The following is a 26850-nucleotide window of genomic DNA, read 5'->3' as shown; positions in this document are numbered from 1 at the left end:
ACGCCTCGATGAATTTGAGCCCGCGCGAGAAGGACAAACTCCTCGTCGCCATGGCAGCCATGGTTGCCCGCCGCCGCCTGGAGCGTGGCATCAAGCTCAATTACCCGGAGGCGGTGGCGCTGATCACCGATGTCGTGGTCGAGGGCGCACGGGACGGCAAGAGCGTGGCCGAGCTGATGATGCAGGGGGCGCAGGTGCTGACCGTCGATCAGGTGATGCCGGGCGTGCCCGAGATGATCCATGAGATTCAGGTCGAGGCGACGTTCCCGGACGGCACCAAGCTCGTGACCGTTCATGAGCCGATTCCCTGGCATAGCGGTGCCAGCTCGCCGGGCGAGTTTCTTCTCGAAGAGGGCGAGATCGAGCTGCTCGCCGGGCGCGAGATCATCACCCTCACCATCGCCAATACCGGAGACCGCCCGATCCAGGTCGGCAGTCACTACCACTTCTTTGAGACCAACCCCGCCTTGTCTTTCGATCGGGACAAGGCGCGCGGCATGCGGCTCGCCATTCCCTCGGGAACGGCCGTGCGTTTCGAGCCCGGCCAGTCTCGCGAGGTGAAACTGGTGGCTCTCGCCGGCGAGCGCGAGGTCTTCGGCTTCCGCCAGGAGATCATGGGCCGGCTCTAGCCGCCGCGCCCGGACTGCCTCGCCCGCCCTTCGCCCGCATGGATTGCCGAGACGGAATTTGCCATGTCGATCAAGATTTCCCGCTCCACTTATGCCGAGATGTTCGGCCCCACCACCGGCGACCGCGTACGGCTCGCCGATACCTCGCTGGTGATCGAGGTCGAGAAGGACCTCACCGTCTATGGCGAGGAGGTGAAGTTCGGCGGTGGCAAGACCATTCGCGACGGCATGGGCCAGTCGCAGATCACGCGCGGCGACGGGGCGGTGGATACCGTCATCACCAACGCGCTGATTCTGGACCACTGGGGCATCGTGAAGGCCGATATCGGGCTGCGTGACGGGCGCATCGCGGCCATCGGCAAGGCGGGCAATCCGGCCATCCAGCCGGGTGTCGACATCATCATCGGCGCGTCGACCGAGGTGATCGCGGGCGAAGGCAAGATCATCACCGCCGGAGGGTTCGACAGCCACATCCATTTCATCTGTCCCCAGCAGATCGAACATGCGCTGATGAGCGGCGTGACCACCATGCTCGGCGGCGGCACGGGCCCCGCCGCGGGCACCAACGCCACGACCTGCACACCGGGCCCGTGGCACATCGAAATGATGCTGCGCGCCTTCGACAGCTTCCCGGTCAATCTCGCGCTGTCCGGCAAGGGCAACGTCTCGCTTCCCGGGCCGCTCGTGGAGCAGATCGAAGCCGGCGCGTGCGCGCTGAAGCTGCACGAGGACTGGGGCACGACGCCGGCGGCGATCGACAACTGCCTGTCCGTTGCCGACGACTATGACGTGCAGGTGATGATCCACACCGACACGCTCAATGAGAGCGGTTTCGTCGAGGATACGATCGCCGCGTTCAAGGGGCGCACCATCCACGCCTTCCACACCGAAGGGGCGGGCGGCGGCCACGCGCCGGACATCATGAAGGTGGTCGGCCTGCCCAACGTGCTGCCATCCTCGACCAACCCGACGCGGCCCTTCACGGTGAACACGCTGGACGAGCACCTCGACATGCTCATGGTCTGCCACCATCTCGACCCGCTGATCGCCGAGGATCTTGCGTTCGCCGAGAGCCGCATTCGCAAGGAGACGATCGCGGCCGAGGACATCCTCCACGATCTTGGCGCGATCTCGATGATGAGCTCGGACAGCCAGGCCATGGGGCGGCTGGGCGAAGTGATCACGCGCACGTGGCAGACGGCGCACAAGATGAAGCTGCAGCGCGGCCTGTTGCCCGGCGACAGCGAGCGCAACGACAACGCCCGCGCCAAGCGCTATGTGGCGAAGTACACCATCAATCCGGCCATCGCGCATGGCATGTCGCGCCATATCGGCTCGGTCGAGGCGGGCAAGCTGGCCGACCTTGTCGTCTGGTCTCCCGCGTTCTTCGGCACCAAGCCCGACATGGTGATCAAGGGCGGGGCCATTGTCGCCGCGCAGATGGGCGATCCCAACGCCTCGATCCCGACGCCGCAGCCGGTGCATTATCGTCCGATGTTCGGTGCCTTCGGCAAGGCGCGGACGGCGACCAGCTTCACCTTCGTGTCTCAGGCCGCCATCGATCTCGGCGTTGGCGCCAGGCTGGGGCTCGCCAAGCGCACCATCGCGGTCGACAATGTGCGCGGCGGCATCTCGAAGGCCTCGATGGTGCATAACAGTGCCACCCCGGCACTGGAGATCGATCCCGAGACCTATGAAGTGCGCGCCGATGGCGAGCTTCTGACCTGCGCGCCCGCCAGCGAACTGCCCATGGCGCAACGCTATTTCCTGTTCTAAGGGTAACGGACGGGGCAGGGCGTCCCGCCCGGCGGGACTCATCGGAGGAGGGGCGGGTTGAGCGCAAAGAACCCGCCGCCGATACCATTCGGGCATGTTCCAAACGCAATATGGCGTCACCATATGCCGGACATGTTCCCAAGGAGACGATCATGATTCATGCGCGCGCGCTGCTGTCCGCCGGCACCTGGAGTTCTGACACCGCCGTCGACCGTGTGGTGCTGCCCCATGACGGGCGGCACCGCCGTCGCATCGCGATGCGGGGCGAGGGCGATGTCGTCTTCCTGCTCGACCTGCCGGAGGCGACGCGACTGAAGGATGGCGACGGGCTGGTGCTCGACGACGGCCGGGTGGTGGCCGTCGCCGCCGCCGAGGAGCCGGTCGCCGAGATCGTCGCGAACGACCCCCATCATCTGGCGCGGCTCGCGTGGCATCTTGGCAATCGTCACGTGCCGGCGGAACTGCTCGCCGACCGCATCCGGATCGCGCGGGATTCGGTTCTGGAGGAAATGGCGCGCGGGCTCGGTGCCCGCGTCGAGATCATCGACGCGGCCTTCGAGCCGGAAGGCGGCGCCTATGAGGCGCCCGAGGCCCACGGTCATCATCACGGACACCACGCGCACGGGCATCACGAGCATGAACACCATGCCCACGGCGAAGCCTGCGGCTGCGGCCATGACCACGGCGAGCACAAGCATGGCGAGCATGATCACGCTCACCATGATCACGCCGATCACGGGCACGCGCGCGACGTGCTGCATGTCCATGACCACGCCGACACGCACGCGCATGGTGAAGGCTGCGGCTGCGGGCATGACCATGATGACCACAAGCATGGCGAACATCACCACGATCATGGGCACCATGATCACGGCGGGCATGGCCACCGCCATGGGTGAGCGATGAGCGAAGCGGTACGCGCCTCGCCGAACGACGCCGGAGATCTTCTTGCGCTGTTCGTCTGGCTGTCGCCGGCCTATCCGGTCGGCGCCTTCGCCTATTCCCACGGGCTCGAATGGGCTGTGGAGACCGGCGAGGTGAAGGACGCGGAAACGTTGCGCCGCTGGGTGGAGGATCTGCTGCTGTGCGGCGGTCCCTTCGCCGATGCGGTTCTTCTCGCCCACGGGTGGCGTGCCATTACGGGCGATGACGACGCGGCCCTGCACGACGTGCTGGAACTCGCGGCGGCCTTCGCGCCGTCGCGCGAGCGCCAGATGGAGACGCTCAACCAGGGCGATGCCTTCATGGCCGCCACCCGCACCGCGTGGTTCGCGCCCGCTCTGGAGCGGCCCGGCGCGGTGTGGAGTGGCCGTGTGGCCTATTCGGTCGCGGTCGGTATCGCGGCGGCTGCGCATGACCTGCCTTTGCCGGCCACGCTGTCGGCCTTTCTCAACGCGGTCGCGGCGAACCTCATCTCCGCCGCGGTGCGGCTCGTGCCGCTGGGCCAGACGGATGGCAACCGCACGCTGGCCTCGCTGCTGCCGGTGATCCGGGACGCGGCGGTCGAGGCATCGCATGTGCCGTTGGCGCGGATCGGCGGCGCGGCGCTACGCTCGGACATCGCGTCGATGCGGCATGAGACGCAGTACACGCGGCTATTCAGAAGCTGAAGGCGAGGAAAGTGGCATGGCACAGGACAGTTCGGGTCCGCTCCGGGTGGGTATCGGCGGGCCGGTCGGCTCAGGCAAGACGGCGCTGATGGAAGCGCTGTGCCGCCATTTCCGCGAGCGATACGATCTGTGCGCCATAACCAATGACATCTACACCAAGGAAGACGCCGAGATCCTGACCCGCGCCGGCGCCCTGCCGGCCGACCGGATCATGGGCGTCGAAACCGGGGGTTGTCCGCATACGGCGATCCGGGAGGACGCGTCGGCGAATCTCGCGGCGATTGCGGAAATGCGTGGCCGGTTTCCGAAGCTGGACCTCATTCTCATCGAGTCGGGCGGCGACAACCTGGCCGCGACCTTCTCTCCCGAGCTTGCGGATCTGACGATTTACGTCATCGACGTCTCGGCAGGCGAGAAGATCCCCCGAAAGGGCGGGCCCGGCATCACGCGTTCGGACCTGCTGGTCATCAACAAGGTCGATCTCGCGCCCTATGTCGGCGCCTCGCTCGAGGTGATGGATCGGGATTCGCGCCGCATGCGCGGAAAGCGGCCCTTCGTCTTCTCCAACATTCGCTCGGGGCAGGGCGTGGAGGAAGTGGCGCGTTTCATCGTCGAGACGGGTGGGCTCGACGAATTGGTGGTAACCGGCGCCGCTCAGCACTGAAGATCGCTTGAGGATGTGGACTGTTGAGCGAAAACGCGATGAAATGACTTTTTGCTCCTGTGCGGTAGCCACGATGTGTTCGGTGAAGTGCCGATTGATCGCCGCGTCTGTAGGATCCAAGAATGGATGGCCGATTTCGTCAGCTTAACCGCTGTCCCGCGTCAGGTGCACAATGAAGTTTCCACTGCCGGAGCACGAGGCTGAAAGACTCGCTGAGCTCTACGCTCTCGATGTACTGGATTCCGGACGTTCGGCCGCATTGGATGGCGTTTGCGAGCTTGCGCGGCAAATGCTGCGCCTCGAATTTGCCTGCGTGGGCCTCGTCGATCGCAGTCGCCAATTGTTTGTGGCGCAGTCTGGATTTGACGATATGGAGGGCACCACGCGCGAAGATTCCTTCAGCACGTGGACAATACTCTCGCGGGATATCCTCGTTGTGCCGGATACGACGAAGGACCTGCGCTTTGCGGATAATCACTACGTCACCGGGCCGCCGCATATCCGCTTCTATATCGGCGCGCCTATTGCTCTTCGCTCGGGACTGAACATCGGTTCGTTGTGCATCTTCGGCCGCGAACCGCGCGAGATCACGGCCGCGGAGCTCGGAATCGTCAGGCATCTCGCCAATATCATCGTCGATCAGTTCCGCCTGCATGAAGCCACACGGCGGGCGCGGCGGGAGCTTGAACACCGCCGTACCGGCCAGAGCCTGCTTGAAATGCAGAGCCGCGAGCTCTGGCGCCGCCAGACCCTGCTCGCGCAGACCGAGCGCCTGGCGAAGGTGGGGGGCTGGGAGTTGGACGTCGCGTCCGGGCGCCTCAACTGGTCCGATGGTGTCTACCGCATCTACGGGCTTGCGCCCGGAAAGGAAACCACGGCCGAGATCGCGCTGTCGCACTTTCCGCCCGAGGCCCGGACTCAGTACGTCAGGAAATTTGAAGCGGCCTTGCGTCATCGTGAGCCGTTCGAGATCGAGCTGCCCTTCGTGAACGCACAGGGCCACCATCGGCTGGTGCGAAAATCCTGCGAGCTTGAAGTCGACGGCGACCGGGTGGTGCGCGCCTTCGGCATTCTCCAGGACATTACCGAACAGAAGGAAGCCGAGCAGCGCATGTGGCACATGGCCAATCATGATGCGCTGACCGGATTGCCCAATCGAGGCCTCATGCGCGACAAGCTCGACCTTGCGCTACGCCGGGCGCGTCGGTCGGGGAAGCATGTGGCGGTGCTTCTGGCGGATCTCGACCAGTTCAAGGACGTCAACGACACGCTGGGTCACGATGCCGGCGATGCCCTGCTCATCGAGGCGGCGCGTCGTTTGACCAATTGCGTCAGCGAGGTCGATACCGTCGCACGCCTGGGTGGCGACGAGTTCATCATCTTGCTGGCCGGACTGGACAACCCTTCCGACGCGATGGTGGAGGCGCAGCGCATTCTGGCCGCTCTCAGCTCGCCCTTCGTATGCCGCCGGACCGCGCTCTCCTGTCGCGGCAGCCTAGGCGTGACGACGGCCCCGGACCACGGAACGGATGCCTCGACTCTTCTGAAGAACGCGGACATCGCACTCTACCGCGCCAAGGCGGCAGGGCGCGGCATCGCGGTCGAATATGATCCGCAGATGCAGCAGGCGACCGAAACGCGTATCCAGCTGTCGGCCCGGGTCCGGCTTGCGCTGGAGAATGGCGAGTTCCTGCCCTATTACCAGCCAAAGATATGCCTCAATACGGGCACCATCGTCGGCTTCGAGGCGCTGCTGCGCTGGCGCCACCCCCGCAAGGGGCTGCTCGGGCCGCAGGAATTCGGGCAGATCTTCGAGGATCCGGACCTCTCTGTCGCCATTGGCGAGCGTCTGCTCCAGCTGACCACGCGCGATATGGCGTCCTGGGTGAGACTGGGCTGCGCCTTCGGGCACGTGGCCATCAATGTGAGCTCGCCCGAGTTCACGCGCGGTGAACTGCCTGAACGCATGCTCTCCGCGCTCGACGCGGCGGGTCTGCCGCCGGAGCGGCTCGTGGTCGAAGTGACGGAGACCGTCTTCCTCGGACGAACGGCGGAAACCGTCCGGCAAAGCCTGCAGACACTGCATCAGGCGGGCGTCTTCATCGCCCTCGATGATTTCGGCACCGGCTACGCCTCGCTCACCCATCTGAAGCAGTTCCCGGTGGATCGCATCAAGATCGATCGTTCGTTCGTGCATGATATCGAGCACGATATCGACGACGCGGCCATTGTGCGCGCGGTCATCAATCTGGGTCAGAGCCTCGGCATCGAAATCGTCGCGGAAGGTGTGGAGACGGCCGCACAGGCCGCCTTCCTTCGCTTGAACGGCTGTGATTTCGCGCAGGGATTCCTGTACTCCAAAGCGTTGCCGGCCACGCGCGTCCCGTCCCTGATCAAGGGTTGGAATGCCGCCGAGGCCGTGCCACATGTCACCGCTCCGCTCGACTGGACGGGCTGAGCCGCGCCCGACGCGGGTTTCTCATTCCATCCTTTTGATAAGTTCGAGCTCGTCCTAGGGGCCGACGCGATGAATCCAACGACAGCACCGGAGCAACGGCGCCGTGCAGGGCACGCCGGCCGCCGTGGTCTGAACATTGCCGGCCGCATTGTGACGCTGTTCGACGCGGCCGCCCTGTCGCACAGGAACGCGATTCTCTTCCTTGTGCTTCTCTGCGTGGCGACGCTGCTGCCGGGGATGTTCGCCATCCCGCCGGTGAACCGCGATGAAGCGCGCTTCGCCTATGTGTCCCGTCAGATGGCCGAGACCGGGAATCTCACCGAAGTGCGTGTCGGCGTCGAGGCGCGTCATACGCGGCCCTTGGGTCTGCACTGGGTCCAGGCGGGGCTGGTGGCGGCGGTGGAGGGGCTTGGCTACGCCAAGGCGCCGCGCACCATCGGGATCTACCGTCTGCCCTCGCTTGTCGGGGCGATTGGCGCCGTCCTTCTCACCTATTGGGCGGCGCTCGCCTTTGTCGGGCGGCGCGGGGCACTGCTCGCGGCGACGCTTCTTGCAAGCTCGGCGGTGTTCGCCGTCGCCGGCCGGCTCGCTCTTCCCGATGCGCTGTTTCTGGCGGCGATCGCGGCGATGATCGGCTCCCTTGCCCGGATCTACCTGCGCAATGGGGCAGACGCCTCCGATGCGACCAAGCACGCGGCCATTCTCTGGACGGCGCTGGCCTGCGCACTGACCACGAAGGGCCTGATCGCGCCGCTTTATCTGGTGTTGCCGATCGCGGCGCTGGTCGTGCTCGACCGCTCCGCGGGCTTCCTGCGTGCGACGGCGCCGCTGGTCGGCCTGGCTGTCTGTCTGGCGGTCGGCGTGGTGTGGTTCGTGCTGAGGCACTTTGCCGGTTCCGGCGGCGATGACGCCCTGCTGACCCTGACCGGCAGGGTCTCGCCCGCTTTCAAGGGATTCAGCGCGCTTCCGGGAACCTATCTCGTGATCTTCGCCGGCCTGTTCTGGCCGGGCGCGCCGCTGGCGGCTCTGGCGGCGCCGATCATCTGGCGCGCCAGGCGTCTGCGCGCCGTGCGCTATCTTCTCGTCTGGATTCTCCCCGCCTGGCTGTTGTTCGAACTGCTTCCGACAAAGGTGCCGGCCTACGTCGTGCCGACCTTTCCCGCCATCGCGATACTGGTGGCGCTGGCGTTCGAGCGCGGTGCGTTGGCGCTGGCCAACACACGGCTGGTTCGCCTGCTCTGGCTCTGGCCGCTGATCGGGGCGCTTATCGCCTTCTTTGCCCTGCTCGGTCTCGCCTTGTTCGATCACACGACGAGCTTCCTGGCCTGGCCCCTGCTGCTGGTGGGTTTCTTCGCGCTGGTGACGGCGGCCGTGTCGGTGCGCGACTATGGCATCGAGAAGGTGACCCTGCTTGCCATCGCCGGCATGCTGGTCTCCGGCTTCGGGGTGATGCAGCTGGTTCTGCCGCAGATGAAGAGCCTGTGGCTCGCCCCGCGCATGGCCGCCGTGGCGGGGCGCGAGGCCTGTCCGGGTGGCCCGGATGCCCGCGTGGTCGCCTCGGCCGGCTATACCGAGCCAAGCCTGCTCTTCGCCGTGCCGGGCCCGGTACGTTTCGTGGACGGCGCGGGGGCCGCCGATGTGCTCAACGAGACCGGCTGCCGGGTTGCTTTTGTCGAGCGACGTCAGGAAATGCGCTTCGTACGCCGCGCCGAATTTCTCGGCATGCGGATCGAACGCGGCGCTGATATCGCCGGATTCGACTACACAACCGGGCGCCGGGTGAGACTGACGCTCTACCGCAACGCCGCCAATTGATCCGCCCCCGTCAGCTCAGCGTCGCGAGGCGGGCGAAGCCGCGGGTCAGGTCGGCTATGAGATCGTCAGTGTTCTCCAGGCCGATATGGACGCGGATGGCCGGACCGCCGGGCTGCCAGCGGGTGGCGGTACGGTAGGGCGTGCAGTCGAACGGTATGGCGAGGCTCTCAAATCCGCCCCAGCTAAAGCCAAGGCCGAAGAGTTCCAGCTCGTCGAGGAAGCCGTCGACCGCCGCCTTCGGCACCGGCTTCAGGATGAAGCTGAACAGGCCTGACGCGCCTTTGAAATCACGCTTCCACAGGCTGTGCCCCGGGTCGTCGGGAAGGGCGGGATGGAGCACGCGCAGAACTTCGGCGCGGCCGGCCAGCCACCGTGCGATCGCAAGTCCCGACTCCTGGTGCCGCGCCAGCCGCACGGCCATCGTGCGCAGGCCGCGCGCCGCGAGATACGCGTCTTCGGGCGCAACCGTGATGCCGAGATCGCCATGCGTCGCCTTGAGGCGGCCGAACACGCGCGCATTCCCCGAGATGGTGCCGATATTGAGATCGGAATGGCCGCCCAGATACTTCGTGCCCGCCTGTATCGAAAGGTCGACACCGGCATCATGGGGCCTGAAAAACAGGGGGGTCGCCCAGGTATTGTCGATCAAAGTGCAGATCCCGCGCTCGGCGGCCACCGCCACGATCGCGGGAACGTCCTGAACTTCCAGGGACTGAGAGCCGGGGGACTCCATGAAGATGGCACGTGTGTTGGGGCGGAGCAGGCCGGCGATATCAGCTCCGATGAGGGGATCGTAGTAGGTCGTCTCGATCCCGTAGCGCTTGAGCACGACATCGCAGACGCGTCGCGTGGGCTGATAGGCGGTGTCGACCATGAGCAGGTGATCGCCGCTTCCCAGCACCGAAAGCAGCGCGATGCTCACGGCAGAGAGGCCCGACGGGGTCAGCACCACGCCCGCGCTTCCTTCCAGTTGGGTCAGCGCGTCTTCCAGGCCTTCCGTCGTGGGGTTGCCGCGCCGGCCATAGGTATAGCGGCCCGCATGCGCCTCAAGCTCGGCGACCGTTTGAGACAGAACCGTGGAGCCACGAACGATGGGCGTGTTCACAAAGCCGTAGGAATGTTGCGGGTCGCGACCGCCAATCACCAGCTCGGTTTCGACGGCGTAGGCCGGTGAATTCTTGCTCTTTGACTGCTTCGCCATGCCTTCTGCCAATCCTTCTAGGTCGCTGACCCATCTCCCAGCGCGACGGGTAAAGTATCGTCACCCGCTTGACCAAGCATAAATACGGCGTTCTCATGACGTAGGGTCTGCCGACCGGACCAAGAAGGAGCGCTCCGCTGCTCTGTTGGACGAAGGACTCATGGCGCTCGCGGACCAGTGCGCGCCGACCGGCACATGATTTGCTTTAACTATCGCTAGCATCAGGTTCGCCCGTCGTACCTGACGCATCCTTCAAAACCGAATGAAGAAGGCTACACACATGAAACGCCTCCTCTCCACGTTCGCTCTTGCCGGAGCCCTCGGCCTTTCGGCGGCGAGCGCTCAGGCGGCCACCAAGCTGGAACAGGTGAAGTCCAAGGGCTTCATCCAGTGCGGCGTGAGCCAGGGCCTTCCGGGCTTCTCCACCCCGGACGACAAGGGTAATTGGACGGGCCTCGACGTGGATTTCTGCCGCGCGGTTTCCGCGGCTGTCTTCGGCGATCCGGACAAGGTGAAGTTCACGCCGCTGTCGGCCAAGGACCGCTTCACCGCTCTTCAGTCCGGCGACATCGACATCCTGTCGCGCAACACCACCTGGACCATCACCCGCGACACGTCGCTGGGGCTGAACTTCACGGGCGTCACTTATTATGACGGCCAGGGCTTCATGATCCGCAAGGACAAGAAGGTCAATTCGGCCATGGAGCTCTCGGGCGCCTCGGTCTGCACGCAGACCGGCACCACGACCGAGCAGAACCTCGCCGACTTCTTCCGCGCCAACAACATGCAGTACGAAGTCATTGCCTTCGCGACCAATGACGAGGTGGTCAAGGCCTATGATGCCGGCCGCTGCGACGTGCTGACGACCGACCGCTCCGGCCTTGCCGGCGAGCGTCTCAAGCTCACGAACCCGGATGACAGCATCGTTCTTCCGGAAATCATCTCCAAGGAGCCGCTCGGCCCGGTGGTCGCGCATGGTGACGACCAGTGGTTCGATATCGTGAAGTGGGTGCTCTACGCCCAGATCAATGCCGAAGAGCTCGGCGTCACCTCGAAGAACGTTGACGACATGCTGAAGTCGGCGACGAACCCCGAGGTCAAGCGTCTGCTTGGCACCGAAGGCAAGTTCGGCGAGGGCATGGGTATCGGTAACGACTGGGGCTACCAGATCATCAAGAGCGTGGGCAACTACGGTGAGATGTATGACCGCAACGTCGGTCCCGACACCCCGCTGAAGCTGGCTCGCGGCACCAATGCGCTGTGGACCAAGGGTGGCCTGCAGTACGGCATGCCGATCCGCTGAGGCTTCGACAAACGGGTCTCCGGCTTTGCCGGGGACCCAACTTTCCCGGTGAAGCTGGCGCAAGTCCGGCCCCGGGAGACGATCGGGCCTCGTAAATGGGGCGAAGGGGGACCATGTCGGATTTGGCCGTGCCCGGCAAAGGGCAATCAAAGACCTTGTTCATCAACGACCCCAAGGTACGCAGCATCGGCCTTCAGCTGATTGCCCTTGTCTTGGTGGTTCTGCTGGGATGGATGTTCGTTGACAATGCCCGCGAGAATCTCGCGGCCCAGAAGATCGCCACCGGCTTCGGCTTCCTTGAGAACACCGCCGGCTTTGGCATCAACCAGACCCTGATCCCCTACAGCGAGACTTCGACCTACGGTCGCGCCTTCCTGGTCGGCCTGCTGAACACCATACTCGTGGCCGTTGTCGGCGTGTTCCTCGCCACCATCATTGGCTTCATGGTCGGCATCGGTCGCCTGTCCAAGAACTTCGTCGTCCGCCTGCTCTCGACCGCCTATGTCGAGGTGCTGCGTAACCTGCCGCCGCTGTTCCAGATTCTGTTCTGGTACCTGGCCGTCCTCAGCAACCTTCCCGGACCGCGCCAGAGCCTCAGCATCTTCGGCGAGGTGTTCATTTCCAATCGCGGCGTGATGATTCCCCGCCCCCTGTTCGGAGAGGGCAGCGGCATTGTCCTGTGGGCATTCGGGGCCGCCATTCTCGCCATCGTCCTCATCAATTATTGGTCGAAGGCGCGGCAGGAAGAGACCGGCCAGCGCCTGCCGATGGTGAAGATCGGTCTTGGCATTATCATCGTCGTTCCGCTGATCGCGATGATCGCGACGAATTTCCCGATCAGCTTCGAGCGCCCGGAAATGAAGGGCTTCAATTTCGCCGGCGGCATCCAGGTTGTGCCCGAATTCGTGGCACTGACTGTTGCCCTCGCGACCTACACGGCGGCGTTCATCGCCGAGAACGTGCGCGCGGGCATCCAGGCCGTGAGCCACGGCCAGACGGAAGCCGCGCATTCTCTTGGTCTTCGTAACGGCCAGACGCTGCGCCTCGTGGTCATTCCACAGGCGATGCGGGTGATCATTCCCCCGCTGACCAGCCAGTACCTGAACCTGACGAAGAACTCGTCGCTCGCGGTGGGTATCGGTTATCCCGACCTCGTCGCGGTGTTCGCCGGCACGGCGCTGAACCAGACCGGCCAGGCGATCGAGATCATCGCCATCACCATGGGTGTCTATCTTGTGCTGTCGATCGTCACCTCGGTCATCATGAACATCTACAACAAGCGCGTTGCGCTCGTGGAACGGTGAGGGCGCGATGAGTCTGACCTTCGACGACGGAACCTACATCCGCTCCGAAATGGAGACGCCGCTGCCGCCGCCGGTGCGTAACCTCGGCCCCATCGGCTGGATGCGCGAGAACCTGTTCTCCAGCATTCTCAATACGCTGCTGACCTTCTTTGGCATCGGGCTGTTCCTGCTCATCGTGCCACCGCTGGTCAAGTTCATGCTGATCGACGCGGTGTGGACCGGCGAGAACCGCGAGGCGTGTCTCGGCCCCGAGGTCGGGGCCTGCTGGCCCTTTATCGGCGCCAAGTTCGGGCAGCTTATCTACGGCTTCTACCCGTTCGATCTGCGCTGGCGCCCGAACATCGTCTTCGCCCTTGGCGCCGTCCTGCTCGTGCCGCTTCTGGTGCCGAGCTGGCCGATGAAGCGCCTGAATTCGCTGCTCTTCTTCGTCGTCTATCCGGTCGTGGCCTTCGTGCTGCTGACGGGTGGCAACATCGACGCGTCGGCGTTCCTCCTGGAGCGATTCGGTCTCATCCGGCCGCTTACCGGCGATGTGATCGTTGCCGGCGTGAACATCGCCTTCTGGGTGGACTTCCTGCTTACCGCGCTTCTGGTCGCCGTGGTGGCCGGAGCGCTGATCGGCCTGCTCGGAGGCAACGCGATCTCGGCGGGCCGGACCACGCTGCTGGCGTTCGCGGGCTTCGGAGCGGTGGTGCTCATCTGGGATGTCGACTTCGGCCTGACCTATGTCGAGACGCGGCAGTGGGGTGGGCTGCTGGTGACGCTGGTGATCGCCGTCACCGGCATCGTGGCGTCGCTGCCACTCGGCATTGCGCTCGCCCTTGGCCGGCGTTCGACGATGCCGATCGTCCGGTTGCTGTCGGTGATCTTCATTGAGTTCTGGCGCGGCGTGCCCCTGATCACCGTGCTGTTCTTCGCCACCTACATGCTGCCGCTGTTCCTGCCGTCCGGCATGAACCCGGATGGGCTGATGCGGGCGCTGGTGGGCGTCGCGCTGTTCTCGGCGGCCTACATGGCGGAGGTCATCCGCGGCGGCCTTCAGGCCATTTCCAAGGGACAATATGAAGGCGCGATGGCGATGGGGCTGACATGGGGCCAGATGATGCGCCTCATCATCCTGCCCCAGGCCCTGACCCTCGTGATACCGGGCATCGTGAACAGCTTCATCAGCCTGTTCAAGGACACGACGCTCGTGCTCATCGTGTCGATCTTCGACTTCCTGGGCCAGCTGCGCGCGTCCTTCACCGATCCGAACTGGGCCAGTCCGGTGACGCTCTACACCGGCTTCGCCTTTGCCGGTCTGGTCTATTTCTTCTTCTGTTTCGGCATGTCACGCTACTCGCTGTTCGTGGAGCGGCGGCTGAACACCTCACACCGGCACTGACGCCATAGCCAACACGCCTCTGGCGTTGAACGACGGAGACATTGAATGAGTGAGTCCCACTCCATCGTACCGAGTGACCAGCTTCACGCGGTGCACGAGGCACCGAGCGGCGAGGTCGCGGTTGAACTCGTCGGTGTGCACAAATGGTACGGCGAGTTCCACGTTCTGAAGGACATCAACCTGAACGTGAAGCGCGGCGAGCGCATCGTCATCTGCGGGCCTTCCGGTTCCGGCAAGTCGACGATGATCCGCTGCATCAACCGGCTGGAGGAGCACCAGCAGGGCACCATCGTGGTCGACGGCATCGAACTGACGAACGACCTGAAGCGGATTGACGAAATCCGCCGTGAAGTCGGCATGTGCTTCCAGCACTTCAATCTGTTCCCGCATCTGACCATTCTGGAGAACTGCACGCTGGCGCCGATCTGGGTTCGAAAGATGCCCAAGAAGGACGCTGAAGAGCTGGCGATGCACTTCCTGACCAAGGTGAAGATCCCCGAGCAGGCGGCCAAATACCCCGGCCAGCTGTCGGGCGGGCAGCAGCAGCGCGTGGCCATCGCCCGTGCGCTGTGCATGCGGCCCAAGATCATGCTGTTTGACGAGCCGACCTCGGCGCTGGATCCGGAGATGGTGAAGGAAGTTCTGGAGACCATGGTCAGCCTGGCCGAAGAGGGCATGACCATGCTGTGCGTGACGCATGAGATGGGCTTTGCCCGCCAGGTGGCGAACCGCGTCATCTTCATGGATGCGGGTCAGATTATCGAGATGAACGAGCCCGAGGCGTTCTTCTCCAACCCGCAGCATGAGCGCACCAAGCTGTTCCTCAGCCAGATCCTGCACTGAGCGGCACGCACCCATCCAATAAGAAACTGCCGGTCCGCGTCATGCGGCCGGCCGTTTTCGTTTCAGTTGGCGAATGGGCACGCGCGAGCGGCGCGTGCCTCAGGAGGCGGGGCCGGTCGCTATCGGCTTGTCTGAAGCGCCCCACTCGGTCCAGGAGCCGTCATAGAGAGCCTTGGGCTGCGCGCCGATGGTGGTCAGGGCGAGCCACAGGATCGCGGCCGTCACGCCGGATCCGCAGCTGGTGATGGTCGGGCGGCCGGGGTCGATACCGGCGGCGGCCAGCGCTGCGCGAATTGCCGGCGGATCAACCAGGCGCCCGTCCTGCACCAGCTGAGAGGCCGGCAGATTGTGCGCGCCGGGAATGTGACCGGCGCGCACACCCGCGCGCGGTTCGGGGGTGTCACCGCGGAACCGCGCGGGGGGGCGGGCATCGAGCACCTGCGCGGTGCCGCTGGCGATCGCCTTGGCGACATCCTCCATGCCTGCAACCCAGCTGTGGTCCAGCTTGGCCTCGAAATGCGACGGCAGATGCGTGCCGTTGCCGGCCTCAACCGGCCGACCCTCGGCGAGCCATTTCGGAAAGCCGCCATCGAGAATGACCACGTCGATGGCGCCGAAGGCGCGCAACGTCCACCACACGCGCGGGGCGGAGAACAGGCCCTCGGTGTCGTACACCACGATCTTCATGAGGCGGCCGATGCCCAGCGATTCCATCGCACCGGAGAACAGGATCTCGGAGGGCAACATGTGGGGCAGGGGGCTCGACACATCCGAAATGGCGTCGAGGTCGAAGAAGACGGCGCCGGGAATGTGCGACTGTCGATATTCCTCATGCGCGTTCCGGCCCGCCGTTGGCAGGTGCCAGGATCCGTCGACAATGACGAGGTTCGGCGCGCCGAGATGCGCGGCAAGCCATTCGGTAGAGACGAAGTGACTGTCACTGGGCATGGTGAAGCTCCGGAATTTCAGGCTGTTAGATCAGCCCCAGGCGAGCCGAACGCGGCGGTTTTGCTGGCCCTTCTTTTCGATCTTGGTGATCTGAATAGGGCCGATTTCGGTCAGGCTGCGTACATGAGTGCCACCGCAGGGCTGAAGATCGAGCCCCTCGATCTCAACCAGGCGAACGCGTCCGGTGCCCATGGGCGGCTTGACAGACATGGTCTTGACCAGCCCGGGATTGGCGGCCAGCTCCTCGTCACTGATCCAGCGTTCGCTGACCCGCGCGCCGGTGGCGATCATGCCGTTGACCTTGGCGGCAATCTCATCCTTGTCGAGCCCCGCCTCCGGGATGTCGAAGTCGAGCCGGCTCTCTTCCTCGCCGATTGAGCCGCCGGTCACCGGAAAGGGAAGGGCGACCGACAGAAGGTGCAGCGCCGTGTGCATCCGCATGCGTTTGTGGCGCACCGGCCAGTCCAGGCGCAGGGTCACCTCTTCGCCGGCCTCGGGCAGGGCCGTGTCGGACGAGGGCGCCGGGACATGCACGATATCGGCCTTGCCGGGCCCATAGACCGCCGTGGCGATGTCGATCTCGCCGCCGTCCGCGCGTACCAGCCGTCCGCGATCTCCGGGCTGCCCGCCCGCTGTCGCATAGAACACGGTCCGGTCGACCACGATGCCGCCTTCCGGCGTCACGCCGAGCACGGTGGCGCTCGTTTCGGCGAGATAGGCGTCGTCACGGAAAAGCAGGAGCGTCGGCATCACACCAGCACATTCGGCAGTTCGACCTTGCGCTCCAGCCAACCCGGAACGGGCAAGCCCTTCTCGCGCAGGAAGGTGGGATTGAAGAGTTTCGACTGGTACCGGGTGCCGTAATCGCACAGCACCGTCACGATGGTATGGCCGGGGCCCAGCTCTTTTGCGAGATGAATGGCGCCGGCGACATTGATGCCTGAAGATCCACCCAGGCACAGCCCCTCATGTTCGAGCAGGTCGAACACGATCTGCACCGCCTCGGCGTCCGGGATGCGGTACGCATGGTCGATCGGCGCGTCCTTGAGGTTCTCGGTGATGCGCCCCTGCCCGATCCCCTCGGTAATCGAGGAGCCCTCCGACTTGAGCTCGCCGGTCGTATAATAGGAATAGAGCGCGGCGCCGAACGGATCGGCCAGCGCGATCTGAATGCGGGAATTGCGCTCCTTCAGCGCCATCGCGGTTCCCGCCAAGGTGCCACCGGTGCCGACGGCGCAGACGAAGCCGCTGACTTCACCCTCGGTCTGGTCCCAGATCTCCGGGCCCGTGGTCTCGATGTGAGCCTGCCGGTTGGCGACATTGTCGAACTGGTTGGCCCAGATGGCCCCGTTCGGCTCGGACTTGGCAAGCTCCTCGGCAAGCCGCCCGGACACCTTCACATAATTGTTCGGATTGGCGTAGGCGACGGCGGGAACCTCGACCAGCGTGGCGCCGGCGAGCCGGAGCATGTCCTTCTTTTCCTGGCTCTGAGTTTCAGGAATCACGATCACCGAGCGAAAGCCCAGTGCATTCCCCACCAGCGCGAGGCCGATGCCGGTGTTGCCCGCGGTGCCTTCCACGATGACGCCGCCGGGACGAAGCTCACCGCGCGCGACGGCGTCCTTGATGATGAACAGCGCGGCGCGATCCTTCACCGACTGGCCGGGATTGAGGAACTCGGCCTTGCCCAGGATGGTGCAGCCCGTCGCGGCCGATGCACGCTGAAGCTTGATGAGAGGCGTATTGCCGATGGCCTCCACGAGGCCGTTCCGAATGTTCATGGGATACGATGCATTGCGTTTCAAAGGGTTCCCGAAACTAGTCGTGCCGAGGATGAACGGCAACCGCTGTCGCGGGCTCATTCATCGCGAAGGCGGTCGAGATGTTCGAGTGCCCGGCGGCGCGACGTGTCGAGATCGAGCACGGGGTTCGGATAGGTCTCGCCAAGGACCACATCGGCGCGGTGCAGGACATCCGCCGTCGCCCGCCAGGGTTTATGGATGACGTTCGCCGGCAGCTTTGCGATCTCGGGAACGAAATGCCGGACATAGGCGCCGTCAGGGTCGAACTTTTCGCCCTGGAGCACTGGGTTGAAAATGCGGAAATAGGGCGCGGCGTCCGCGCCGCTGCCGGCAACCCATTGCCAGCTCGCGGCATTGCTGGCGGGGTCCGCATCGACAAGCGTATCCCAGAACCAGGCTTCGCCGCGTCGCCAGTCGGTGAGGCCGTGTTTGATCAGGAATGAGGCGGTGATCATGCGCACCCGGTTGTGCATCCACCCAGTCTGCCAGAGCTGGCGCATGCCGGCATCGATGATGGGAAAGCCCGTCCGCCCTTTCTGCCACGCCCGTTCGACGGCGTCGTCATTGCGCCATTCGAAACGGTCGAAACGGGGGTTGAAGTTCTGATCGGCGAGGTTCGGATTGTGGAAAAGCAGGTGATAGGAAAACTCGCGCCAATAGATCTCGCTGACGAATTTGGCGATGTCGGCACCGCGTGCATCGCCGCGCGCTTCCCGATGCCGTACGGCACCAAGTATCTGATGTGGTGAGATGTTTCCGAAGCGGAGATAAGGGGAAAGCCGCGACGTGCCTTCAATGTCGGGCCGATCGCGACGGGAGGCGTAGCCGCTGAGGCGCTGCGCCAGGAACTGCTCCAGTGCTGCGCGCGCGCCCGCTTCCCCCGGGATCCAGGCGTCGCGGAGGCCGCCGGCCCAGTCCGGCGCCCGGGGTTCAAGACGCCAATCCACCAGACGCTCGCTATTGGGCGCGCGGGCCCATGTCCAGCCGGAGCCGAGGCGCGCCGGGGCGCGGACGTGCATGGTGTGAGCCGCCCTGAAGAAGGGCGTGAACACCTTGTAGGGTTCGTTCTTCTGGGTGCGGACCGTCCAAGGCTCATGGAGCAGTGCTGCATTGAAGCTGGCTGTCTCCAGGCCTTTCTCGCGCAGGGTCAATTTGAGTGCCGTGTCGGTGGCGATCTCCGCGGCGCCATAGCGGCGATTCCAGTAGATCGCCCCGGCGCCGGTCTCCGCGGCGATGTCGGGGAGGACGCGGCGGGCATCGCCACTGCGCAGCACCAAGGTGCCTCCAAGCGCGGCAATGTCGTGGGAAAGTCCGGCGAGGGAACGGCCAAGCCACCAGCGGGCGGCCCCGCCAAGAGGGCGGATCTCGTCGGCGACCTCCAGAACATAGAGAAGGATGAGAGGTCGCCCGCTCGCCCGCGCCGCCTCAAGCGCGGGATTGTCGGCAAGCCGCAGGTCGTTGCGTAACCAGACCAAGGCGGGGGCGGCGGAAGATGAGGTCATGGCGTTCTTCGCTTCGCGTGAGGATGATGTGTCGTCGCCTGTGGTCGCCTGATCCGACCTCGGCTGGATCTCCGCGATATCGCCGTGTGGGAAACGCGGCGCACCGTTGCTCACTCCTCTTCTACGCGCTCACCAACGAACCGGATCGGCCGTCGCTGCCCCTCTGGCCAACGGCGAGGCGGCCGGGGCACCTCTGGCCCGGCGTGACAGGAGCCGGAATGCCTTTCAGATCAACGCCCATGGGGCGGGGCGGGTGAGCGACGATATCCAACGTGCCGGCGTCAGCGGCGCGGAAAATCGCGCCGTCAAAGCCGAGGTTCCAACAATTAGCGTGCGCGAGATAATCATGATGATTATAATGAAAACGTGCGGAGCCCTTCGACGCACATCGAACCTTTGGAGAATCTCATGACATCCCAGAAGCTTGGAACCGCCGTCGTCACCGGCGCCTCATCGGGCATCGGCAAGACCTATGCGGAACGACTGTCCAGGCGGGGGTACGATCTTGTGCTCGTCGCTCGCAATCGTGCCCGGCTCGAGGCGCTCGCGGCGGAGCTTTCGGCGGCGTCGCCGGGATGCGCCGTCGATGTGCATGTCGCCGATCTCGGCACGCCGGCGGACGTCGCAGGCCTCGCCGCGAGGATCTCAAGCGACCCGTCGATCACCCTGCTCCTGAACAATGCCGGCGCGGGCACGGAGGGGCCGGTGATCGGTGCTGACATCGCCAAGATCGATGCCATGGTGCAGCTCAATGTCGTGGCGCTCACCCAGCTTTCCGTCGCCGCGGTCAACGCGTTCGTTCAGCTCGGGGGAGGCACGTTGATCAACATCGCCTCTGTCGTCGCGCTCATGCCGGAGACCCTGCTTGGCGCCTATAGCGCGACCAAGGCCTATGTGCTGGCGCTGACGCAGTCGCTCGGCAATGAGCTGCAGGATCGGCCGGTGCGGCTCCAGGCCGTGCTGCCGGGGCTGACCCGCACCGAGTTCTTCGACCGGTCCGGTGTTGATCTGACCGCTTTTCCGCCCGCGATGGTGATGGAGGTCGATGAACTCGTCGACGCCGCATTGGCGGGTCTCGACATGGGCGAGACCATCACCATTCCGTCCCTTCCCGATGCCGCCGCCTGGGAAAGGCTGGTCGCCACGCGCATGGAGATGATGCCGGGTCTGTCGCGCGACCATGCCGCCCCGCGTTATGGACTCGGCACGGGCGCAGACGATTGAGCTGAAGGACCCGAGACGTCGGCGCTCAGTAGTCCCACTGAGCTCCGATGCCGACCTCGGCGGAGCCATTCGAACCGGTGGCGCCCTGCAGCTTGATGTTGCGCGTGACGTCGATGTCGACGGTCACGCGGCTGGACGCCGACGACGTTCCCTGCCTCACGCCAAGATAGATGTTGTCGTTCAGACGGCGGCCGATGCCCACCTGCCCACCGGTGCCGCTCGAGTCGGTGCCAAGCTCCAGATTGTCGACGCCAAGCGAGCGGCGGACATTATCCAGCACGCCGGCGCCACCGGAAAACTGGGCAACGATCTGTGCGAGCTGAATCGCCTGGCTGGCATTGAGCGCGCCGGCTGAACGGCCGAACAGAAGGCGAGACAGTACCTCGTCCTGAGGTAGGCTCGGGGTCGAGGTGAAGCTGATATCGGGCTGCGATGCAGGACCACTAATGAGGACGCGGGCGGTTATGTCCTGCGCCGTCGTCTCGGCCACGAAGTCGAGCTCGGGGTCGGTATTGCCGGTGAACGTGATGCGTCCGCGCGTGAAGGTGAGCCGGCGCGAGCCGAACTCGAACGTGCCGCGCCGCATCTCGAACGCGCCGTTCGTCACCGGCGCGCGGCTCGTGCCGGACAGGCGCAGTTCACCGCCCAGCTGCGCATCGACGCCAAGGCCGCGCACGAAGACCGTGTTGTTCGGCGCCGCGATGACCAGATCGAGCGGGAGGCCCCCACCGCGAACGGCCGGGTCCGCCCGCTGCTGGGCAGACCGGGAATTCTTGAAGCGTTTTCCAGCATTTACGTGGCGAACATCCAGATCCTGCACGCCGCCGGGGAAGCGATCGGGAATGCTGATGTCGAGAGCACGCAGCGTGATGCGGCCGGTGATGCGCGGATCCCTGATGAAGGCGCCTTCGACGGCAATCCGGCCCTCAGCCACGAGGCGCATCATGTCGCTGTTGACCACACCTGCATTGACAAGATCGAGATCGATCTTGCCCGGGAAGCCGGCGGAGGGGTCAATGTTCACCGTTCCACGTCCGCTCACGCTGCCGCCATTGGTGGTGCGGGCATTGAAGGACGTTACCGTAACCGTACGCTCGGTGCCGGTGATCAGGGCCTCGATGCGGTCGAGAGCCACTCCATTGACCGCATCGTCGAACCGCCCGCCGCTGACACGTATGGTGCCGCCGGCACGCGGCGCGGCCGCGGTGCCGCGCAGCGTCGCGTCCACCGTCGCGGTGCCCGTGAGGCGGGCGCCGGTGGTGGCGAGGAGGGGGTTGATGAAGGCGAGGTCGACGGCACCGCGAATGGCGAGGTCCAGATTGCCGGCTGCGACGGGAACCGAGCCGTTGATCGCGACGCCGCTCAGGTGGCGGCCGGTGATGGTGGAATTGATGGTGGCGCGTCCGTCCGCGAGTGTGCCGCGGGCGGTGATGTCGAACGGTCCGGCGCCGGTGTTGGTGATGTCCGGGGTGTTGAGGCGGTTGATGGTCACCTCATAGGTGCCCGACGGCCGCGACGGCGTGCCGGTGACGCGGGCACGGGCAGCAAGGGTGCCGGAAAGGTTCAGGTTCGGCACGGCGATTTCGGCGAGGGAAAGCGGCAGGGCGCGGGCGTCGACGGTGAGATCGAGCGTCTCCCCCACCTTGCCGGAGATGGTGGCGGTGCCGCCGCCGGCTGACAGGGCCAGCCTGTCGATAGTGATGGTTCCATTCGCGAGGGTGAAGGTCACCGGCGCCGTCGTGTTTACGGAAACCCTGCCGCGCGCGGCGGAAAGCTGGTCGAGGCGCAGCCGGGCGCCGTCGCCGCCCAGCGGGTCCAGACGCCCAGTGGTGCGCAACTGGATCCCCTGCGCCAGCGCGTTGAGCGTGAGGTTGGTGCCGGCCGTGGTGCCCTTCGCGTCCAGCTTGGCGCTCTCGATGACGACACCGGACAGGTCCACGGCGGCGAGGTCGACGGTGCCGTTGATGAGCGGCACCTTGAACGGATCGGTGACGACCGCGTCGATCTTCGCGGTGCCCACGCGCTGCCCGGCGAAGCGCACGTCCGCCGCATCCGCCTTGACCGCAACCCGTTGACGTCCCTCGACAATATCCAGCGCCACATCAGCATCGATGCGGCCCGTGGCTTCGGTGAGCGTCAGCGCGGAGATGTCGGCGAGGTTGCCCGCCTTCACGTCGAGACGCCCGGTCATGAGGCTGTTCGGGGCCACCGCAACGTCGCCGCTGGCGGTCACGGAACCGACCGCGATGTCCAGCCCGGTGAGGCGGCGTGTGCCGTCGGCGAGGGTTTCCAGCGCGCCGGCGCCGGTCGCGGGCTTACCGCCCACCTCGCCGGAAAGCTGGAATTTCCCGCCCACCGTGCCGGTGATGTCGCTGGCGGTCACATTGAGGGCGAGATTGCTCAGCGGGCGATCCATCGCCCGGCCCTCCGGGATCGAGACCTTCGCGGTCACGCCCAGATGTTCCAGCGTGCCGGAAAAAGCCGCATCGGCTTCCATCGCGCCGCTCACGCGTGGGTCGAGACGGGCGAGGTTGTCGAGGGAGAGCTTGGCGGTGAGGTCGGCGAGATCGGTGGCGACGCGGCCGTCGAGGATCAGCGCAAGGCCCTCGGCATCGACTTTCAAGTTATTGACGGAAATCGCGTTTTCGCCATCCCGCGCCAGCGCGCCATCCACTTTCAGGCCCTTGCCCACCAGGCTGTCGACCTGCGCGATGCCGGTGGTGAGGTTTTCGGCGGAGCCCTTCAGGGTCAGCGAAAGCCGGCTCAGATCAGTGCTGCCGTCGACGCCGGCGTCGAGCGTGGCGATGCCGGACAGGGGGCGGCCGGCGAGGGGGGCGAAGGCGGCGAGGTCGAGGCGCTGCACGTCGAGCTGGCCGGCGATGGTGCTGGAATCGGCATGGCCGGCGAAGTGGGCAGTGAGGGCGGTGAGGCGGAGCGTCAGGTCGGTGAGTGCGGTGCGGCCGACATCGGGGCCGGCGGGTACGGTTGCCGCCACGCTGAAATCGCCCGTGGTGCCGAGCGCGCCGGCAACCTCGGGGTCTTCCGCGCTGAGACCCTGCGCGGTGCCCTTGGCGGTCGCCGCGAGGCTGCCGTCGGTGGCCGGGGTGGTGGTGAGCGCGACGTCGACGCTGGCGGCGCCGTAGCCCATGCCCTTGAGCCCGGTGGCGGCGAGGCGGGCGTCGATCGCGGGGGCGGTCTGCGTGCCCTTGAGCGTGCCGTTCGCCCGTATGCCCTGCCAGACGATTTCGGGAACCAGTGTCGAGAACCGGGCGGCGTCGCCGGCGGTGACGTCAAAGGAGAGGTCGAACACGCGGTCCGCGCTGACCGTGCCGTTGAGCGCGGCGCCAAAGCCGGCGGCGCGGGCCGAGACCTTCTCCAGCGTGACGGCCTGGTCCGGGGCGACGGTGGCGGCGCCGGAAAGCTCGGTGCGGCCCTCGAACAGCGGCGCGATGTCGGCGGGCAGCAGCCGGGCGATGTCGGCGTCGATGGCGAAGGTGACGCGGTGGTTCTCCCCCATGGCGCGGATGCCGGCCACGCCACCGGCCTCGGCAATGTCGCCCGCCTTGAGGTTCAGGCGGCCGTCCCAATTGTCCAGCGGACCCGCGCCCTTCAGCGTGGCCTCGATTTCCGGCAGCCCGTCGACGCCGGCAGCGCGGGCGATCAACCCACCCGCGGGCTCGCGCGCGGCGATGTCGAGTTCCAGATTGCCGGTCTCCGGCGCATAGGCGGCGCGACCCTTCACGCTGCCGGGCTCGTCCAGCCGGGCCAGGTCGAAATCGACCGAAAGGCCGCGCGCCAGCGAGGCGATGTCGGCCGAGGCCTCGAAGGACAGCCGCGCGGGATGGCCGAGCACCGGTTCGCCAAGTTCGATGTCGCCGATGGCGAGGCGCGTCACGCGCACCGGCAGGGCGAAGGAGGAACTGTCCGAACTCTCGGAGGGCGCGGCCGGCGGCAGATCCGGCAGGCGGGCGAGCTTCAGGGTGTCAGCTTCCAGCCGGGTGACGTCGAGCGTGCGCTGGAGCAGCGCCAGCGGGCGCCACGACAGCCGCAGCCCGTCGACCTGCGCGAAGGCGCCGCCCGCGTCGGCGGCCTCGATGTGTCCGACGCTCATGTCGAAGGGCACGAAGCCGCCAATGTCGGAGATGGTGACGGTCAGGCCGTCCGAGGAGGCGAGGGAAGAGCCCAGACGCGCCAGCATCGCCTTGCCGGGCGGGGTCTGGATCGCGCCGAAGGCAAGCAGCAGCACTCCCACCAGAGTGAGAAGCACAAGGCCGAGAACCTTCAGAACACGAACCATCAGAATGCCTGCCCCAAGCTGACATAGAGCCCGAAATCGCCGTCATCGGGCCCTGGGTTGATCGGGAAGGCGAGATCGAGCCGCAGCGGACCGACCGCCGTGTAATAGCGCAGACCAATACCCGCCGAGTATTTCAGGCCGTCAAAGTCCGGCGTCGCCGAGGAGAAGGCGGCGCCCATGTCCACGAAAGGCACGATGCCGATCGTGTCGGTGACGCGGATGCGCGCCTCGGCGGAAGCCACGAAATAGCTGAGACCGCCGATGATGATGTCGTCCGCGTCGCGCGGGCTGATCGACTGGTAGTCATAGCCGCGCACGGTGCCGCCGCCGCCGACATAGAAACGCCGCTGCGGCGGCACGTCATAGATGTTGCTGGCCCCGATGACGCTGCCACCGGACACACGCCCCGCCAGGATGTAGCGCTTTTCCTCGTCGAAGGCGTGATAGGTGGAGAACGACATGTCCACCATGGTTGTTCCCGCGCCCGCTTCGCCGAGATAGGCGTAGGGCTCCACCGTGCCGGAGAACCGGATGCCGCGCGAGGGGTCCAGCTCATTGTCGGTGGAATCGTAGTTCATATAGAACGGGATACCGATGATGCTGTAATCGCGGGTGCCCGTGGAATCCTCGACCCGCGACTGCTCCAGATCGAGGCTGACCTGAAGGCTGAGCTGGTCGTTGAAGCGATGACGCACGCCGGCCAGGAAGGTGACGGCCTCGCGCACATAGGCGTTCGTCACCTCGCGCAGGACCGCGGCATTCGCCAGCAGATCGTCCTGTGCGGTGTAGATGCCCGGCTTCATGAACGAAGCGGAGAGCTTGTAGCCGAAGGGGTCGGCGTCCGGCACCGCGTCCGGCTTCTCGCCGAACCAGGACACCTGCGCGTCGAGGCGCAGCGTCTCGCCGCCGCCAAACAGGTTGCGATGGCCCCAGAACACGTCAGCCAGCGACCCGTCGGTGGAGGAATAGGTCGCGGAGAAGCCGAAATAGCGCGGCTTGCGCCCGGTCACCACGATCTCGATCGGCAGGGTGCCGTCGCTATCGAGCTTTGACGCCTCGTTGATGCGCACGCCGCCGATGGATTCATAGGTCAGCAGACGGCGCCGCAGCCGGTTCAGCACCTCCGGCGAATAGGGCGTGCCCGGCGGGATCTCGATCCGGTCCTCGATGAAATTGGGCGTGAGGAAATCCGCGCCCGAGACGGTGAAACGGCCGAAGGTCGCGCGGGGGCCGGTGTCGACGCGCATCGTGACGTCGAGCTTGTGCGTGGCGTGATCGGCGACGATATCGCGGTCGACGACATGGACGAAGGGATGGCCGGACTGGCGGTAATAATCGACGATGATGCCTTCGGCGCGCACGATCTGCGTCGCCAGCGCCGGTTCGCCGGGCACCATGCGAAGCGCACGGAAGGTCGGGCTGTCGGCGAGCGGGCGGCCGGTCTTGGCGTCGAGCAGGCGCACCTCGCCAAAGTGGAACTGCTGGCCCGGTTCGATATCCACCACGATCGGCACGTGGCCGCGGGCATGCGCGGCTTCCACGATCTGGAAGATGTTGGGCGCGTCCGGCGCGTTGCCGGCGATGGTGATGCGCACGATGCCGGCATAGTAGCCGGCCGAATAGAGCGCGGCGGTAAGGTCGCGTTGGTCGGCCAGCGCCCGGCGCACCAGCCCGGCGGCGCCCGACGGGTCACGCTGCTTCAGCGTTTCGAGATTGGACGCGGCCTCGATCGCCTTGCGCAGATCGCTGTCGCCATGGACGTTGATCGTGAGCGCATAGGGCACGGCATCCGCAGGGGGCGGGCCGGCATTGGCAATGCGCTGGGGATTAAAAAGATTGGCCAGGTCATTGAAAAGACCGGGCTCGGTCTTCTTCTCGACTTCAGTCTGGGCTTCTGTCTGTGGTGCCGTTTGCGCGCTGGCGCGCGGCAAGGGAGCCAGAGCCGTGAAGGCGAGCGTCATAGCCGCACAAACAGCGCGTTCCCGTCTACCCGCAAGCCTTGTTACGCCACCCGTCAATATGCTTCATCCGACGTCAGGTTCGATCCAGTGTCCTGCACGCACAGCTGCCCGGACACCATGAAGCCGCGA

At 65.5% G+C, this 26850-nt stretch carries 19 protein-coding genes; 12 read left to right on the top strand and 7 right to left on the bottom strand.

The features are described 5' to 3' along the window. Positions 1 to 8 precede the first annotated feature (8 nt). The 7 genes from G3A50_RS00975 (at position 9) to G3A50_RS00945 (ending at position 8952) form a co-directional block, all read left to right on the top strand. Positions 9 to 629 carry an urease subunit gamma gene (locus G3A50_RS00975; RefSeq protein WP_163073372.1) on the top strand — a complete coding sequence of 207 codons (621 nt, stop codon included), beginning with the start codon at positions 9 to 11 and terminating at the stop codon, positions 627 to 629. A 63-nt stretch (positions 630 to 692) separates the two neighbouring features. Further along, positions 693 to 2405, top strand: a complete 1713-nt coding sequence (gene ureC / locus G3A50_RS00970; RefSeq protein ID WP_163073371.1) for an urease subunit alpha — start codon at positions 693 to 695, stop codon at positions 2403 to 2405. Positions 2406 to 2515: 110 nt separating this feature from the next. After that, positions 2516 to 3304: an urease accessory protein UreE gene (locus G3A50_RS00965; RefSeq protein ID WP_343037829.1), complete on the top strand. Its 789-nt coding sequence runs from the start codon at positions 2516 to 2518 to the stop codon at positions 3302 to 3304. Positions 3305 to 3307: 3 nt separating this feature from the next. Continuing rightward, positions 3308 to 4015, top strand: coding sequence for an urease accessory protein UreF (locus G3A50_RS00960; RefSeq protein WP_163073369.1), 708 nt, complete (start codon positions 3308 to 3310; stop codon positions 4013 to 4015). Between the two features lie 16 nt (positions 4016 to 4031). After that, positions 4032 to 4679, top strand: a complete 648-nt coding sequence (ureG, locus tag G3A50_RS00955; protein ID WP_163073368.1) for an urease accessory protein UreG — start codon at positions 4032 to 4034, stop codon at positions 4677 to 4679. 172 nt (positions 4680 to 4851) lie between these two features. Continuing rightward, the gene (locus G3A50_RS00950) at positions 4852 to 7137 is read left to right on the top strand and encodes a sensor domain-containing phosphodiesterase (RefSeq protein WP_343037828.1); all 2286 of its coding nucleotides are present in this window, start codon (positions 4852 to 4854) and stop codon (positions 7135 to 7137) included. A 69-nt stretch (positions 7138 to 7206) separates the two neighbouring features. Further along, positions 7207 to 8952, top strand: a complete 1746-nt coding sequence (locus G3A50_RS00945) for an ArnT family glycosyltransferase (RefSeq protein ID WP_163073366.1) — start codon at positions 7207 to 7209, stop codon at positions 8950 to 8952. 10 nt (positions 8953 to 8962) lie between these two features. Here the strand turns inward: G3A50_RS00945 and metC are convergent, their stop codons facing one another. Continuing rightward, positions 8963 to 10153: a cystathionine beta-lyase gene (metC, locus tag G3A50_RS00940; protein ID WP_163073365.1), complete on the bottom strand. Its 1191-nt coding sequence runs from the start codon at positions 10151 to 10153 to the stop codon at positions 8963 to 8965. 280 nt (positions 10154 to 10433) lie between these two features. Between metC and G3A50_RS00935 the strand changes: the two genes are divergently transcribed. The 4 genes from G3A50_RS00935 (at position 10434) to G3A50_RS00920 (ending at position 14987) form a co-directional block, all read left to right on the top strand. Continuing rightward, a complete protein-coding gene (locus G3A50_RS00935) occupies positions 10434 to 11456 on the top strand; it encodes an amino acid ABC transporter substrate-binding protein (protein ID WP_210255194.1) in 1023 nt (340 codons plus the stop codon). Between the two features lie 113 nt (positions 11457 to 11569). Further along, positions 11570 to 12760 carry an amino acid ABC transporter permease gene (locus tag G3A50_RS00930; RefSeq protein ID WP_163073363.1) on the top strand — a complete coding sequence of 397 codons (1191 nt, stop codon included), beginning with the start codon at positions 11570 to 11572 and terminating at the stop codon, positions 12758 to 12760. A gap of 7 nt (positions 12761 to 12767) precedes the next feature. Then, positions 12768 to 14144, top strand: coding sequence for an amino acid ABC transporter permease (locus G3A50_RS00925; protein ID WP_163073362.1), 1377 nt, complete (start codon positions 12768 to 12770; stop codon positions 14142 to 14144). 45 nt (positions 14145 to 14189) lie between these two features. Next, positions 14190 to 14987 (top strand): amino acid ABC transporter ATP-binding protein, encoded by a 798-nt coding sequence (locus tag G3A50_RS00920; protein WP_163073361.1) that lies wholly within the window; start codon positions 14190 to 14192, stop codon positions 14985 to 14987. Between the two features lie 99 nt (positions 14988 to 15086). On the opposite strand, the gene sseA is transcribed toward G3A50_RS00920, so the two are convergent. The 4 genes from sseA to G3A50_RS00900 all read right to left on the bottom strand — a co-directional run bounded on the left by sseA (position 15087) and on the right by G3A50_RS00900 (position 19239). Then, positions 15087 to 15935, bottom strand: a complete 849-nt coding sequence (gene sseA, locus G3A50_RS00915; RefSeq protein ID WP_163073360.1) for a 3-mercaptopyruvate sulfurtransferase — start codon at positions 15933 to 15935, stop codon at positions 15087 to 15089. 30 nt (positions 15936 to 15965) lie between these two features. Further along, entirely contained in the window at positions 15966 to 16685 is a 720-nt protein-coding gene (locus G3A50_RS00910; RefSeq protein ID WP_163073359.1) for an alanyl-tRNA editing protein, read from the bottom strand. Further along, positions 16685 to 17716 carry a cysteine synthase A gene (locus G3A50_RS00905; protein WP_163073358.1) on the bottom strand — a complete coding sequence of 344 codons (1032 nt, stop codon included), beginning with the start codon at positions 17714 to 17716 and terminating at the stop codon, positions 16685 to 16687. The genes G3A50_RS00910 and G3A50_RS00905 overlap by 1 nt, the downstream gene beginning before the upstream one ends. Positions 17717 to 17793: 77 nt before the next feature. Beyond that, on the bottom strand, positions 17794 to 19239 hold the full coding sequence (locus G3A50_RS00900) for a cryptochrome/photolyase family protein (protein WP_163073357.1): 1446 nt from the start codon (positions 19237 to 19239) through the stop codon (positions 17794 to 17796). 408 nt (positions 19240 to 19647) lie between these two features. On the opposite strand from G3A50_RS00900, the gene G3A50_RS00895 reads away from it, so the two are divergent. After that, positions 19648 to 20463 (top strand): SDR family NAD(P)-dependent oxidoreductase, encoded by an 816-nt coding sequence (locus tag G3A50_RS00895; protein ID WP_163073356.1) that lies wholly within the window; start codon positions 19648 to 19650, stop codon positions 20461 to 20463. 25 nt (positions 20464 to 20488) lie between these two features. Here G3A50_RS00895 and G3A50_RS00890 read toward each other — a convergent pair whose 3' ends face one another. Both G3A50_RS00890 and G3A50_RS00885 read right to left on the bottom strand, forming a co-directional pair. Next, on the bottom strand, positions 20489 to 24760 hold the full coding sequence (locus G3A50_RS00890; RefSeq protein ID WP_163073355.1) for a translocation/assembly module TamB domain-containing protein: 4272 nt from the start codon (positions 24758 to 24760) through the stop codon (positions 20489 to 20491). Next, positions 24760 to 26721, bottom strand: a complete 1962-nt coding sequence (locus tag G3A50_RS00885; RefSeq protein ID WP_163073354.1) for an autotransporter assembly complex protein TamA — start codon at positions 26719 to 26721, stop codon at positions 24760 to 24762. Before G3A50_RS00885 ends, G3A50_RS00890 begins: the two co-directional genes overlap by 1 nt. Between the last annotated feature and the right edge of the window lie 129 nt (positions 26722 to 26850).

The organism is Ancylobacter pratisalsi, from assembly GCF_010669125.1.
GTDB lineage: Bacteria > Pseudomonadota > Alphaproteobacteria > Rhizobiales > Xanthobacteraceae > Ancylobacter > Ancylobacter pratisalsi.
The sequence above is the reverse complement of the archived record's forward strand: the minus strand, read 5'-3'. Positions and strand labels throughout refer to the sequence as shown.